Raw genomic sequence first — 14,436 nt, 5'->3', positions numbered from 1 at the left:
GGACTGACGGGATGAGCGACGTCCTTGACCTCACCTGCGACCTGATTGCACGCGCTTCGGTCACGCCACACGACGGCGACTGCCAGGCAATGCTCGGCCAGCGCCTGCTCGCCGCGGGCTTCCGCTGCGAGCACATGCATTTCGGCGACGTCGACAACCTGTGGGCGGTGCACGGCGGCGACGGTCCGACCCTGGTGCTGCTCGGTCATACCGACGTGGTTCCGCCAGGGCCGCGCGAGGCCTGGGCCAGCGATCCGTTCCTGCCCGAGATCCGCGATGGCGTGCTGTACGGGCGCGGCGCGGCGGACATGAAGGGCAGCGTCGCCGCCTTCGTCATCGCGCTCGAACGTTTCGTCACTGCGCATCCCGACCATCCCGGCCGGGTCGCACTGCTGCTGACCTCCGACGAGGAGGGCGATGCCATCCATGGCGTGCGTCGCGTTGCCGAGACGTTCCGCGAGCGCGGCGAGCGCATCGACTGGTGCGTCACCGGCGAGCCGTCATCGATGGCAAAGCTCGGCGACCTGCTGCGCGTCGGCCGTCGCGGCACGTTGTCTGCAACGCTGACGGTGCGTGGCGTGCAAGGTCATGTCGCGTATCCGGACAAGGCACGCAACCCGATCCACCTGGCCATGCCGGCGCTTGCCGAGCTGAGCGCGCGACGCTGGGACGAGGGCTACGAGACGTTCCCGCCGACCAGCCTGCAGATCAGCAACATCCACGCCGGCACGGGCGCCAACAACGTGATTCCCGGCGAGCTGGAAGTGCTGTTCAACCTGCGCTTCAACCCGAGCTGGAGCGCGGCGCGGCTGGAGCAGGAATGCGAAGCGGTGCTGCAGCGGCACGGCCTTGAGTACAGCGTGCGCTGGCATCGCGGCGGGGAGCCGTTCTACACGCCGGAAGGTCCGCTGCGTGCAGCTGCGCGCGAAGTTCTGCGCCAGTACTGCGGTGCCGCGCCGGAGGAGAGCACGGGCGGCGGCACGTCCGATGCCCGCTTCATCGCGCCGCTGGGCGCGCAGTGCATCGAGATCGGGCCGGTGAATGCCAGCATCCACAAGGTTGACGAGCACGTGTCGGTGGCCGATCTCGAGGCGCTGCCGGACCTTTACCAGGCACTGATCGAGCGGATGCTGCTGGGCTGAATGCACTGACGGCACGGTAGGAGCGAGCTTGCTAGCGATCGGCGGCGCCAGGTTCGCGGGCAGGCATGATCGCGAGCAAGCTCGCTCCTACATGGCTTTGAGCCCCTCTCCCGCTTGCGGGAGAGGGGTTGGGGTGAGGGCCTACCGCGGCGACAAGTTCAACGTATGCCGCGTCTCACCCGGCAGGAACGACGTCGGCCGCCCATGCACCCAGTCGTCATGACCGGCGCCCCAGAACGGCGACATCAGGTGCCCGCTCTGTCCGCCCGGCATATGGACGATGCCGTCGGCTTCATGGCCCGGTGACACCACCATGCGTTCGGAGGCGCCGAAGTTCGGGCCCTGCACGCGCGGCATGCCGCTGTCGCCGGGCAGCTCATCGGCGGCCATGCACAGCGCCGGCTTGGCGAAGGCGGGCAGGGCGCGGCTGAGCGGATGGCAGATCTTCGCGGTGTTGCGTTCGCCCCAGCTGCGCTGAGCGACCGGTCCCTTCTTCTGCAGCTCGTCGCGCACTTCACGCGCGGCGTCCTCGAACAACGCATCCCACGAGGCGAAGCGACGCGGCAGCAGGTTCGCCGGTCGTTGCGTCACCAGCGGCCAGGCCACGCCTTCGAAGTGCGACAGGTTGGGCATCTCGAAGTCCTTGCCCAGCGCGACCTGTGCCGGCGCGGTCAGGCCATCGAGCAGGCGGTCGTGCACGGCCAGGCGCCAGGCGCGCACGACGCGGTAGCTGACCGAGTCGGTGCTGGCGTGGCCTTGCCAGGTCGGCGATGCCGCGGCGAGTTCGTGCAGCGCCGGCGACTTGTCCGACGTGCCCTGGTCGCGCAGCAGCTGCCACCAGCGGGTCAGGAACAAGGCGCGATCGTCGAGCTGGATCGCCAGCAGGTCGCGTTCGCTGAAACGCTCCTTGGCGAACAGGTCGTCGCGGATCTGGCGGGCACGTGCGCCGTTGGCGTAGCCACCGTCGCCGATGCGCGCAAGCAGCGCGCCGTCGACGACGCGGGTGTTGGCGCTCCACATCCGCTGCACCGTGCCGGGCGGCAGGGCGATGCCCGTGGCGGTCGTGATCGGCCACGGCGGGCACGATGCCGCCTCGCTGACGGTGGTCGCCGCGCAGCTTGGCTGACGCAGCGGTGCCGGGCCGAGCAGGCGCCAGGTGATGCGGCCGTCGCGACCGCCGATGGCGAGGTTCTGCCCGGGGATCGCGGTGCGGTCGGCCATCTGCAGGGCATCGTCGAGCGAATGCGCATGCAGGAAATCCGCCAGTCCCAGGTTCATCGAACCGGGCTGGTGGGCGACCCAGCGCAGGGCGAGACCGCTGCCATCGGGCTTGCGGAACAGGACCGGTCCCCAGGCCGATTCGTCGACCGGGAATTCGACATCGGCCTGGCCGGCCACGCGGATGCGCTCCAGGTGCCGCGTCACGCCCGCGCAGGGTTCGGCGCAGGCCGGCTGGCGCTGCCAGTCGAGCCAGTCGCCGTAGCTGTTGGTAAAGCCCCAGGCGACCTGGCCATTGCTGCCGACCACCAGCGCCGGCAGGCCGGGCAGGGTGAAGCCGGTGGCGTCGACGTGTCCGCCGACGGCGCGCGTGTCGGGATAGCGAAGACGTGCGCGGAACCAGATGTTCGGCGCGCGCAGGCCCAGGTGCATGTCGTCGGCGACGATGGCACGGCCGTCGGCGGTGAGCTGGCCGGAGACGGCGAAGTTGTTGCTGCCCACGTCCGGGCGCTCGGGCACGTTGGCCGGGCGATCGGCGGGCGAGGGCATCGGCAGCGTGCGCAGGTCGAGCGTGGCCGCATCGGGCAGGGTGGCGTCACCGCGCGGCCGGCCGGCCAGCGGCGCGTCCCAGCTGCTTCCGTTGTGGGCGAGCAGCGCATACAGCGCTGCCGGCACATGCGGCTTGAGCTTCCACATCGCCAGTTCGCGTGCGTTGCTCGCGTCCTGCAGGTCGAAGTACATGGCGTAGCCGGCCAGTGCCGAGTCTTCCAGGCGCCACGGCTCGGGCTGCGTGCGCAGCAGCAGGTAGGGCCAGGGGCGTACTTTCAACGCGGCCACGCCGGCATTGACGCCATCGACGTAGGCCTGCGCCATCGGTCGCTTGTCGCCGAGGATCGCATCGAGGTGAGCGCTCACGCGTGCGCGCATGCGGTGCACGCGACGCTGCTTGTCGGTGTCGATCGCGACCGCGCCGAACAGGGCCGACAGTTCGCCGGCCGAAGCACGGCGCAGCAGGTCCATCTCGAAGTAGCGCTCCTGCGCGTGGACGTAACCCAGTGCGCGCATTGCATCGGCTTCGTTGGCGGCATCGACGGTGACCACGCCGAGCGCATCGCGCTGGATCGAGACCGGTGCCGACAGGCCGGGCAGGGCGAGTTCGCCGTCCAGGCTCGGCAGGCTGCCGCGCATCAGCCACCAGATCGCGAAAGCGACGGCCACCAGCAACAGCAGCAGCACGATCAGACTGCGTTTGATCAGTTTCTTCATGGTCCCCGTCGTGGATTGATTCCCCGCCCTAGTGTCGCGCAATTGGCGGGACGTAGGAGCGAGCTTGCTCGCGATAGGGCGGCTCAGGCACGGGGCGCCCTATCGCGAGCAAGCTCGCTCCTACCAAGGGGAGGGGGCTTGCAAGTGGCCGCGACCTGTCGCAGGATCGGCCCATGTCTTCCGTCCAGGCCCACGCCCACGCCACCAACGCCGCCCTTCGCGGCGGTGCGCCCGTGGCCGGCCTGAACAATAACAACCGCAATAACGCCAGCCACCCGCGGGCCGGCGATTAGCGCGCGCAAGACACGCTAACTCGCTCACGAAGCCCGCGCCAGAAGCGCGGGCTTCTTCGTTTCTGCCTCCCGTCCACGAAAGAAGCCCAACCCAGGAGTCCTCCCATGTGTTCCATCCTCGGCATATTCGGCCTGCAACCCGGTGACGACGTGCAGGCGCTGCGCCGGCGTGCACTCGAGCTTTCGCAACGCCAGCGTCACCGCGGCCCCGACTGGAGCGGCGTGCATCTGGACGACGAGGTGATCCTCGTCCACGAGCGCCTGGCCATCGTCGATCCGGCCGGCGGTTCGCAGCCGCTGCACTCGGCCGACGGCGAACTGGCGCTGGCCGTCAACGGCGAGATCTACAACCACCGCGAGCTCGAGCAGCGGCTGCGCGAGCCGTATGCCTTCCAGACCGGCTCGGACTGCGAGGTGATCAGCGCGCTCTACCGCGAGCGTGACGACGTCGCCGCCTGGCTCAACGAGCTCAACGGCATCTTCGCGTTCGCGCTGTGGGACGCGGGCAGCAAGCGCTACCTGATTGCCCGCGACCCGATCGGCGTCTGCCCGCTGTACTGGGGGCACGACCACGACGGGCGCCTGTGCGTGGCTTCGGAGATGAAAGCATTGGCCGATGTCTGCGCCGATGTCGCGCAGTTCCCGCCGGGGCACTTCTACGACAGCGCCAGTGGCGAACTGGTGCCCTACTACGTCAAGCCGTGGCGCGACTACGACGCCACGCAGGGCGTGGAAGTGGCCAGGCAGGAACTGCGCGAGGCCTTCGAGCGCGCCGTGCACCGGCAGATGATGAGCGACGTGCCGTACGGTGTGCTGCTGTCGGGCGGGCTGGACTCGTCGCTGGTCGCCGCGGTGGCCGCGCGCTACGCGCGCAAGCGCATCGAGGACAACGATGCCAGCGAGGCGTGGTGGCCGCGCCTGCATTCGTTCGCGATCGGACTGGACGGATCGCCCGACCTGGCCGCGGCCGAGATCGCGGCGCAGGCCCTGGGGACGGTGCACCACGGCTTCACCTACACGTTCGAAGAGGGCCTGGATGCGCTGCCGGAAGTGATCCGCCACATCGAGACCTACGACGTCACCACCATCCGCGCGTCCACGCCGATGTTCCTGCTGGCGCGGCGGATCAAGGCGATGGGGGTGAAGATGGTGCTGTCGGGCGAGGGAAGCGACGAGATCTTCGGCGGCTACCTGTACTTCCACAAGGCGCCCAACGCGCGCGAGTTCCATGAAGAGACGGTGCGCAAGATCGATGCGCTGTACAACTACGACTGCCTGCGCGCGAACAAGTCGATGATGGCCTGGGGCGTTGAGCCGCGCGTGCCGTTCCTCGATGTCGAGTTCCTCGACGTGGCGATGCGCATGGACGCGCAGTACAAGATGGCCGGACCCGGTCCGGACGGAACGCGTCGTATCGAGAAGTCGATCCTGCGCGAGGCGTTCGATGGTTATCTGCCCGAATCGATCCTGTGGCGGCAGAAAGAACAGTTCAGCGATGGCGTCGGCTATGGCTGGATCGATGGTCTCAAGGCGCACGCGCAGGCGCAGGTCAGCGACCGCGTGTTCGCCGCGGCCGCCAGCCGTTTCCCGGTCAATCCGCCGCAGACGAAGGAGGCCTATCTGTACCGGCACATCTTCGAGCAGTTCTTCCCCAGTGCCGCCTGCGCCGAGACGGTGCCCGGCGGCAAGTCGATCGCCTGCTCGTCACCGGCGGCGATCGCCTGGGACGCGGCGTTCGCGACCATGGCCGATCCGTCGGGGCGCGCGGTCGCAGGAGTGCACCAGGCCGCGCTGGGGTAGGACCCGGGCCATTGAGCCCCTCTCCCGCTTGCGGGGTGAGAGGACACTGCTTGCGAGCCACTGGCTCGCGTGTCCTCGAACGCCCGAGCGCTATGCGCTCGGGCCGGGGTGCGGGTTGGGGTGAGGGCAGACGGTTGCGTGCGTGGTCGAGGGGAGGAGGTGGGGTGTATTTCGCGAACCGCCGCTTCGCTCCGTGTTGCTGACACTTGTTTGCGAAGCAACGTCCATGGGTTCCCGCCTTCGCGGGAATGACGGGCATCGAGCAACGACGCTGGGTCCCCGCCTTCGCGGGGATGACGGTTTTCTTTAGCCCCTCTCCCGCTTGCGGGAGAGGGGTTGGGGCGAGGGCGGCCGAAGACCGTGCAACGAAACACCGAAGCGTCGTCCGCCGGGCCGGGGATTGCGCAGCAGTGGGCCATGGATGGCCCACGCCCCGCATTCGGACAGGATGTCCGACCAAGGGGCGGAGCAATCCCCGGCCCGGTGGACGACGCCGCTCCGGAGCAGGAAACCTGAGCCCAGAGCAGGAGTTCCCCAGCCGGTGACGAACCTTATCTGGTAACCGTCAACTTTCCTTTCATCAACATCGAGTGCCCCGGGAAGCTGCAGAAGAACATGTAGTCGCCTCCGGCCGTGAGCTTCTTGCCGGGAAAGGTGACCTTGGTTTTCTGGCCGCCGCCGACCAGCGTTGTGGCGGCGATGACACGGGCATCGCCCTTGGTCACGTAATGGTTCGCCACTCCGGCCTTGATGCCGTCACGCGCGATGGCGTCCACGTCCTTGGTCGCACTGATGACCACGTTGTGACCCATGACCGTGGCCGGCAGCTTGCCGGTGTGCGCCAGTTCGACGGTGATGCTGGGGCAGGCGGCCGAGACCGTTGCCGTCTTGAGGTCGAACTTCATCGCATCGTCGCCCTTGAGCGAGAGGGTGCAGTTGCCGGCGGCATGGGCGAATCCGGACGCACCGAGCAGTCCGAGGCAGAGCAGTGAGGTGGAAACGATCTTCATGGGCGACTCCTTGAGAAATGTGGTGAACGGGTTGTCAGGGCGAGGAAGCGAGGTATCGCTTCACCTGCGCGACGAATTCCGGGTCGGGCTGCAGGCCGGTCACTTCGCTGCGGGCGAGGACCCGGCCGTCGCGGTCGAGCAGGATCAACGCGCTGGTGTGGTTGAAGGTTCCATCGGGCTGGGCGCGGTAGCGGATGTCGAGCACTGCAGCCAGCGTGCGCACGTCGCTGTCGCGCGGGCGCAGCAGGAGCCACCGCGGATCGAGATGATGGGCATCGGCCACTTCGTGCAGTGCGGCCGGTGTGTCGCGCGCCGGATCGATGCTGAGCACGGCCAGGTCGAGACCATCATGTTCTGCGGCCGGGAGCTGCTTCTGCAGCGCCTTGCCGTTGGCGATGATGAGCGGGCACATCAGGTGGCAGTTGCTGTAGAACATCGACACGACGACCGGGCGGCCGCGCAGGTCCTGCCAGTCGAGGCTGCGGCCGTCCTGGGCGGTCAGCGGTGCAGCCACCTGGTAGACCGAATCACCGGGCAGTTCGTCGGCGGTGGCAGGCGAAGGCAGCAAGAAGAACAGCCCGATCACGACACTCAGGATGGGACCGGTCAGCGAAGGTTTCATGGTCGACTCCTTGCGCAGCGGAAGCCGAGGTTGCCCAACGTGCTGCGCGGTTGCATGGCCGACAACAGGGCCACGCGCTTGAGCACGGCGTAGTCGTCGCGGTTGTTGAAGGACAGCCCGGTGGCGCCGCAGAACTGCAGCCGGTCGCCGTCATCCGTGCCGCGCTTGTCGCTGTCGCCCAGCAGGGTGGAGTCGCCGACCCATTCCCATGAGGCGCCGTGAAGTCCGCGAATGCCGTAGGCATTGGCAGGTGCGTCGCCGGTCGCATCGACCGCGCGCGGCGTGCCGTCGGCAAACAGGCGATTGCGCCAAGCCGGGTCGTGGCGGGCATCGCGCCGCCGCGGATCCGCGGCGGCGACGTACTCCCATTCCGCCCAGTCCGGCAGTCGCGCCTGCTGCGCCTTGCAATAGGCATCTGCGGCAAACCAGCTGACGTGCGTTGCCGGGCGGTCCGCATCGAGTGGATCCGGCGCATCGGCTGCCTGCCAATGCGACAGGTAGCCCGCGTCGGCGAACAGGGCCGGCACGCGATCGCGACGCCACTGTGGATGCTGCCGGAGGAATGCCTGGAACTCGCGGTTGCTGACCGCACGCTGCATCAGCGCGAAGTCCGCAACATCGCGGTTGCCATCGTTGCCCTCATAGCGGATCGTCGAACGAAACGCATCGCCGGCGATCTCCACATACGTGGCCGGTGATGCCGCCGGCGACGAGGTCGCCAGCAACACCAGCCAGAGCGTGGTCGAGGTGAGCATGGTGGCGCTTTGCGTCGCGGTCAGTGGCCGGACTTGCCCGCGGGCGGAGATTCCATGCTCGATTGCTGTCCGGTGTAGATGGACGCATCCTTCTCGCCGTCGACCTTGAGGATTCCGAGCGTTCCCTTGTGGAACGTGCGGAAGATGCTGTGGTCGACGAGGATGTAGTTGCCCGGGACATCCGTCTTGAACTCGATCATCGCCGAGCCACCGGCCGGTACCAGCGTGGTCTGCACGTTCTCCTGGTACTTGCTGCCGCCTTCGGTGTAGACCTTGTCGAAGATCTCGCCGATCACGTGGAAGCTCGACACCAGGTTCGGGCCGCCGTTGCCGACGAACAGACGCACGGTTTCGCCGGCCTTGGCGGTCAATGCCTTGTCGCCCGTCAGCGAACCCTCGGCACCGTTGAAGAGCACGTAAGTCGGATGCTCGTCGATCGCCTTCTCCAGGCTGAAGGGCTGCAGGCCCGGTTCGCCGTACTTGCCTTCGGTGTAGAAGTCGCCCTGCATGACGTAGTACTCCTTGTCGACCTTGGCCAGGCCCTGCGGTGGCTCGACCAGGATCAGGCCGTACATGCCGTTGGCGATGTGCATGCCGACCGGCGGCATCGCGCAGTGGTAGACATACAGGCCCGGGTTCATTGCCTTGAAGGTGAACCTGGTCTGGTGGCCCGGCAGCGTGAACGTCGCTTCCGCGCCACCGCCGGTGCCGGTGACGGCATGCAGGTCGATGTTGTGCGGCATGTGCGAGTCGTGTGCATTCTTCAGGTTGAACTCGACCGTATCGCCCTGGCGCACGCGGATGAAGCTGCCGGGAACCGTCCCGCCGAACGTCCAGAAGTTGTAGGTGACGCCGTTGGAGATCGGCATTTCCTTCTCGACCACTTCCAGCTCGACGATCACCTTGGCCGGCGCGGTGCGGTTGGTCGGTGGCGGCACCATCGGCGGAGCCGTCAGCACGGCCTTGATGGGCTCGCCCGGCATCGCGTCCTTGTCGTTGGCCGCGGCGCGGCTGGATGCGGCGATCGCAACCGGTGCGCCGATGCCGAGGGCGCATGCGAGTGAATAGAACAGCAGGTGATGAGATACACGACTCATGTGTGACTGCCTTGCCAATGGCCGGATGGCCGATGGCGGCAAGGTAGGCCCGGGCGCGGCGTTTCGCCTTGATGTATGTCAAACCAGTCCGCGCGCGATCGAGTCGGTGAGACTTTGTGGCAAGTGGCGTAGTGCCGGCTGTATTGCAATCCGTACGCCCGGGCGCGGCCGTTTGATCTGGATCAGAACGCGATTCGAAGGACCGGCGAACAATGCCCGACTGAACAAGGAAACTGCTGCATGGGTATCGGGATTTCAATCGTTCGCCGCGGCCACATCGGCATCGCGATCGCGGTCGCACTGGCAGCCATCGGATCTGGCGCCAACGCCGGGGAGCCGATCGAGGCGAAGTACATTGCGCCGGCGACTTACCGGTTCTCCGATGGGCTGGAACTGCGGGCCAGCGCCAACTTCGCCTACGACTTCAACGATTTTTCCGGCGAGGGCTACGACGGCGCACAACTGACTGATGAGGACGGCTTCCGGCGCAAGGAGTTCGGCGTCACGCTCGGGAAGAAGGGCGTGTTCGAGGCCACGGTCAATTACGAGTTCCAGGCCGATGTCTGGCAGGACGTCAGCCTGCGCGTGGAGACCAGGCCGCTGTTCGGGCACGACTGGGGCAAGTTGCGCTTTGGACAGAGCAAGACGCCGGTCGGTTTCGAAGGCGTGACCGCCACCCGTGCGGGCAGCTTCCTCGAACAGAGCCTGGCAACCCAGGCCTTCTTCGAAGGGCGTCGGCTGGGTGTGGACTGGGCGCTGGAGCGGCCTGGCTACCTGGTCAATGCCGGTTACTACTTCCGCTCCGATCTGGAGGGCAACAACAAGGGCGACACGCTGGCGGCACGCTATGCCTGGACTCCGCTGAAGAGCGAGGCACGCGTGTTGCACCTGGGTGTCGCGGCGTCGGTCGAGCGGCCCGATGCCGAGGTCGACGGGCGCGGCGTCACGCTGGCGCCGACGGTGCGCTGGCGTGCGCGTCCGGAGGCCGGCTTGACCGACGTACGCCTGGTGGATTCGGGCACCCTGTCGGACGTCGACAACATCGAGCGTATTGGCCTGGAAGGTCTGTGGATCCAGGGCCCCTGGTCCGTGCAGGGCGAGTACCTGCAACAGCGCACGCAGCGCGATGGCAGGGGCGACTACGCGAGCGATGGCTATTACCTGTTCGGCAGCTGGCTGGTGACCGGCGAGTCGCGCCGCTACAGCGGCGGCAATGTCGCCAACCCCAGGCCGACCGGACGCCATGGTGCGCTCGAGCTGCTGGCGCGCTACAGCCACCTGGATCTGGACGATGCAGGTATCGCCGGCGGGCGCCAGAGTGAGTGGACGCTGGGCGCCAACTGGTACTTCAGCGACTATTTCAAGCTGCAGGCGAACTACGTCGATGTGGATGCCCGACGCGCCGGCCTCAACGCCGATCCGGACATCTTCGAGGTCCGCGCGCAGTTGCAGTTCTGAGTGTGGCGATTGGCAGGCGGGCTCGACCTGGGTCCAACTTGACCCTGATCAAGGCTGACGCCAGTGACGGTACCTAGGCTGTGTCGTACATCGCACGCTGGCGCAGTGCCGGCGTGCTTCACGCCACGGCAACGGAGACCCTCATGTCCACTCACAACCAGCCCACGCAGCCACTGAACGAGCAGTTGCTCACCGATGCGCTGCGCACTGCCGACCCGGATGCCACTGTCAGCATCGAGCGCGCGACGGGCCAGCTCAGCGTTTCGACCGTGCTCAGCCAGCACGATATCCTGGAAATACTTGGCGGGCTGGGGGTGCTGGCCGCTCCTACCGACAGCCATCCCGATGCCGGTCAACCAGGTGGGCAATGCTGCGGAAGTTGCGGGTGACCGTGGGCCGCACAGCCCGGAATCCGTGTGGGGCAGCAGTCGCTGCCCCACAGTCGAGCCGCCTTCGCGGCTACTGAACGCGCTTGAACACCAGCGTCGCGTTGGTGCCGCCGAAGCCGAAGCTGTTCGACATCACCGTCGTGCAGCGCTGCTCACGACTCTCGCGCACGATCGGAAAACCTTCTGCGCGCGGGTCGAGCGTGTCGATGTTGGCGGAGCCGGCAATGAAGTTGTCCTCCATCATCAGCAGGCAGTAGACCGCCTCGTGCACGCTGGCCGCGCCGAGCGAGTGGCCGCTGAGCGCCTTGGTCGACGACAGCGGCGGGATGGCATTGCCATTGGCATCGCCGAACGCCGCGCGCACCGCTTCCAGCTCGACCACGTCGCCCAATGGCGTCGAGGTGCCGTGGGTATTGAGGTAATCGACAGGGCCGACGCCCTGGCCATCCAGCCCGGCCAGTGCCATCTGCATGCAGCGGACCGCGCCTTCGCCTGACGGCGCGACCATGTCGGCGCCATCGGAGGTCACGCCGTAGCCAACCAGCTCGGCGATGATGCGCGCGCCGCGAGCGCGGGCGTGCTCGTAATCCTCCAGCACCAGCATGCCGCCGCCACCGGCGATGACGAAGCCGTCGCGGTCGACATCGTAGGGGCGTGATGCCGCCAGCGGGGTGGCATTGCGATGGGTCGACAGTGCGCCCATCGCATCGAACTGCGAGGTCATGCCCCAGTGCACTTCTTCGCCACCGCCGGCGAAGACCACGTCCTGCACGCCAAGGCGGATGAGGTCGGCGGCCATGCCGATGCAATGCGCCGAGGTCGCGCACGCCGCGGACACCGAATAGCTGCGGCCACGAATGCCGAACGCAGTGGCGAGCGACGCCGACACGGTCGAACACATCGTGCGCGGCACCATGTACGGGCCGACCCGGCGCACGCCCTTGTTGCGCAGCAAGTCAGCGGTCTCGATCTGCCATTGCGGCGACCCGCCGCCCGAGCCGGCGATCACGCCGGTGCGGACGTTGCGCACCTGTTCCTCGTCCAGGCCGGCGTCGGCGATCGCGTCCTGCATGGCCACGTAGCTGTAGGCCGCGGCATCGCCCATGAAGCGCTTGAGCTTGCGGTCGATGCGCGCCTCCAGGTCGATGTGCGGCACGCCGGCCACCTGGCTGCGCAGCCCCATCTGCTCGTACTCGGGGACAACGGAGATGCCGGGCCGTCCTTCGCGCAACGATGCGATGACCGCCGCGCGATCATTGCCAAGGCAGGAGACGATGCCAAGACCGGTGACTACTACCCTGCGCACTCAGAAGCCCTCCGTGGAGGTGAACAGTCCGACGCGCAGGTTGTCCGCGGTGTAGATCTCGCGCCCGTCGACCGACATGCGGCCCTCGCCGATGACGAGCGCGAGCTTGCCGCGCATCACGCGGCGGATGTCGATTTCGTACTGGACCAGCTTGGCGTTGGGCAGCACCTGGCCGGTGAACTTCACCTCACCCACGCCCAGCGCGCGGCCCCGACCCGGTTCGCCCAGCCAGGGCAGGAAGAACCCGCACAACTGCCACATCGCATCCAGGCCCAGGCAACCGGGCATCACCGGATCGCCTTCGAAATGGCAGGCGAAGAACCACAGGTCGGGATTGATATCGAGTTCGGCGCGGATCACGCCCTTGCCGTAACGACCGCCTTCGGTCGCGATCTGCGTGATGCGATCGAACATCAGCATGGGCGGAGCCGGCAAACGGGCATTGCCCGGGCCAAACAGGGTGCCGTTGGCACAGGCGAGCAACTGCTCGCGATCGAATGAGGAAGGACGGGTCATCGGGCTTCTACTGCGACTTGGTATCCGACAAGTGTCGTCGTCTGCATTGGTCGCTGCAATGACCACGATCAAGCTGGAAAAACCGTACCGGCGCGTATGCAAGCCCGCGTATTGGCGCGCAGGCGTTGATGGCCTACTCGAACTCCTGCCAGTGCGCGCCAACGCTGGTTCGCCTGTCAACTGCGGCCGACAGAAGGGCCAGCGCCACGCGCGCCTGCCAGCCATGTGCGGACAGGGCCTGCAGCATCGGCAGCGCCCGGTTCATCGTGGCCAACGAGCGGACGGGACCGGCCGCGCGCCAAAGCAGTTGCCGTGCCTCGTGCAACTGGGGGCCATTCAGGCCGGGGCCGCGTTCGAGCAGTGTGAAGCCACCGCCGCCGGGCGGTCTGGCTGGCTGCGCACGCAGGAATCTGCCGATCCTGTGCCCGTACACCACACCCTCCAGCAGCGAATTGCTTGCCAGGCGGTTGGCACCATGAACGCCGTTGCACGCCACTTCGCCGATCGCATACAGCCCCGGCAACGAGGTGCGGCCGTGACCGTCGGTGGCGATGCCGCCCATGTGGAAGTGGGCGGCGGGCGTGATTGGAATCGGCCGGTGCTGCGGATCGATGCCATGGCCGGCGCAGATGGCGGCCACGGTCGGGAACTGCGCCAGATACTGTGATGACAGTCCGGTGGCGTCGAGCCATGTCTGGCCATCGAGCCGGGCCTTCCAGACGCTGCGCGCAACCACGTCGCGTGGTGCCAGATCGCCCAGTGGATGCAATCCCGCCATCAGTGCGCGTCCGCGTGCGTCGCGCAGACGCGCTCCGGCGCCGCGCAGCGCTTCGGTGATCAGCGGCAAGGTGATGCCGGCGATGTCCAATGCGGTCGGATGAAACTGCACGAATTCCAGGTCCCGCATCCGTGCGCCGGCCGCCATCGCCAGCGCCAGGCCGGCGCCGGTGCTGCCGGCCGGGTTGGTGGTGCGTGCGAACAGACCACCCAGGCCGCCGGTGGCGAGCACGACCGCGCCTGCCTCGATCACCTCGCTGCGGCCATCGCCGTCGTGCAGGCGGACACCGGCGACGTGGCCGTCGCGCATCAGCAATGCGTCGACGTCGCTGGCCGTGCGCAGATCGACATGGGCGGCGCCGCGCACCTGCGCCAGCAGCGCTGCCATCACGCAGGCACCGGAACGATCGCCGCCGGCGTGCACGATTCTCGCGGCACTGTGACCGCCCTCACGTCCCAGCCGCAATCCGTCGGCGTCGCGATCGAATGCAACACCGATCGATTGCAGCCAGGCGATGGCCGACGGTGCCGCCCTCGCCAGCGTCCGGACCTGCGCGGCGTCGTTGTGGCCGGCGCCGGCGGCCATCGTGTCGGCGATATGCGCCTGGATACTGTCGGTGGCGGCAAGTGCGGCGGCAATGCCGCCCTGGGCGAGGACGCTGGCACTGCCCACGCCTTCGCGTTGTCTCGACACCAGCACCACCCGGCGCGGGGCAGCGGCCAGTGCCACGCATAGCCCGGCCACACCGGCGCCCACCACCACTACGGGTGGCATCAAACGCGATGG

The 14,436-nt window shown here is 67.5% G+C and carries 12 protein-coding genes; 4 read left to right on the top strand and 8 right to left on the bottom strand.

Features of this window, described 5'->3' with window-relative positions; translation table 11 throughout:
• Nucleotides 1-11 precede the first annotated feature (11 nt).
• On the top strand, nucleotides 12-1,142 hold the full coding sequence (gene dapE, locus AC3A3X_RS08150) for a succinyl-diaminopimelate desuccinylase (protein WP_487582525.1): 1,131 nt from the start codon (nucleotides 12-14) through the stop codon (nucleotides 1,140-1,142).
• A gap of 141 nt (nucleotides 1,143-1,283) precedes the next feature.
• On the opposite strand, the gene AC3A3X_RS08145 is transcribed toward dapE, so the two are convergent.
• The gene (locus tag AC3A3X_RS08145; RefSeq protein WP_487582524.1) at nucleotides 1,284-3,626 is read right to left on the bottom strand and encodes a penicillin acylase family protein; all 2,343 of its coding nucleotides are present in this window, start codon (nucleotides 3,624-3,626) and stop codon (nucleotides 1,284-1,286) included.
• Nucleotides 3,627-4,024: 398 nt separating this feature from the next.
• On the opposite strand from AC3A3X_RS08145, the gene asnB reads away from it, so the two are divergent.
• Nucleotides 4,025-5,719, top strand: a complete 1,695-nt coding sequence (gene asnB / locus AC3A3X_RS08140) for an asparagine synthase B (RefSeq protein ID WP_487582523.1) — start codon at nucleotides 4,025-4,027, stop codon at nucleotides 5,717-5,719.
• Nucleotides 5,720-6,270: 551 nt separating this feature from the next.
• On the opposite strand, the gene azu is transcribed toward asnB, so the two are convergent.
• From azu to nirK, 4 genes are read right to left on the bottom strand one after another with little or no spacing between them, the layout of a single operon-like run.
• Nucleotides 6,271-6,729 carry an azurin gene (gene azu / locus AC3A3X_RS08135; protein ID WP_487582522.1) on the bottom strand — a complete coding sequence of 153 codons (459 nt, stop codon included), beginning with the start codon at nucleotides 6,727-6,729 and terminating at the stop codon, nucleotides 6,271-6,273.
• A 34-nt stretch (nucleotides 6,730-6,763) separates the two neighbouring features.
• Nucleotides 6,764-7,351 (bottom strand): SCO family protein, encoded by a 588-nt coding sequence (locus tag AC3A3X_RS08130; RefSeq protein WP_487582521.1) that lies wholly within the window; start codon nucleotides 7,349-7,351, stop codon nucleotides 6,764-6,766.
• Complete coding sequence (locus tag AC3A3X_RS08125; RefSeq protein WP_487582520.1) at nucleotides 7,348-8,106, bottom strand: formylglycine-generating enzyme family protein; 759 nt, start codon at nucleotides 8,104-8,106, stop codon at nucleotides 7,348-7,350. Before AC3A3X_RS08125 ends, AC3A3X_RS08130 begins: the two co-directional genes overlap by 4 nt.
• 20 nt (nucleotides 8,107-8,126) lie before the next feature.
• Nucleotides 8,127-9,203 (bottom strand): copper-containing nitrite reductase, encoded by a 1,077-nt coding sequence (gene nirK, locus AC3A3X_RS08120; protein WP_487582519.1) that lies wholly within the window; start codon nucleotides 9,201-9,203, stop codon nucleotides 8,127-8,129.
• Nucleotides 9,204-9,443: 240 nt separating this feature from the next.
• Between nirK and AC3A3X_RS08115 the strand changes: the two genes are divergently transcribed.
• Complete coding sequence (locus tag AC3A3X_RS08115) at nucleotides 9,444-10,661, top strand: OprO/OprP family phosphate-selective porin (protein WP_487582518.1); 1,218 nt, start codon at nucleotides 9,444-9,446, stop codon at nucleotides 10,659-10,661.
• 143 nt (nucleotides 10,662-10,804) lie between these two features.
• Nucleotides 10,805-11,050 (top strand): hypothetical protein, encoded by a 246-nt coding sequence (locus AC3A3X_RS08110; protein ID WP_487582517.1) that lies wholly within the window; start codon nucleotides 10,805-10,807, stop codon nucleotides 11,048-11,050.
• 70 nt (nucleotides 11,051-11,120) lie between these two features.
• Here AC3A3X_RS08110 and fabB read toward each other — a convergent pair whose 3' ends face one another.
• The 3 genes from fabB to nadB form a co-directional block, all read right to left on the bottom strand.
• Nucleotides 11,121-12,356, bottom strand: a complete 1,236-nt coding sequence (gene fabB, locus AC3A3X_RS08105; RefSeq protein ID WP_487582516.1) for a beta-ketoacyl-ACP synthase I — start codon at nucleotides 12,354-12,356, stop codon at nucleotides 11,121-11,123.
• Nucleotides 12,357-12,872, bottom strand: a complete 516-nt coding sequence (fabA, locus tag AC3A3X_RS08100) for a 3-hydroxyacyl-[acyl-carrier-protein] dehydratase FabA (protein ID WP_487582515.1) — start codon at nucleotides 12,870-12,872, stop codon at nucleotides 12,357-12,359.
• A 133-nt stretch (nucleotides 12,873-13,005) separates the two neighbouring features.
• Entirely contained in the window at nucleotides 13,006-14,424 is a 1,419-nt protein-coding gene (nadB, locus tag AC3A3X_RS08095; protein WP_487582514.1) for an L-aspartate oxidase, read from the bottom strand.
• Nucleotides 14,425-14,436 lie beyond the last annotated feature (12 nt).

The sequence above is a fragment of the Lysobacter sp. Soil_N_23 genome, assembly GCF_057656135.1.
Note: the sequence above shows the minus strand (reverse complement) of the source record. Positions and strands in the feature narration are given on the sequence as shown.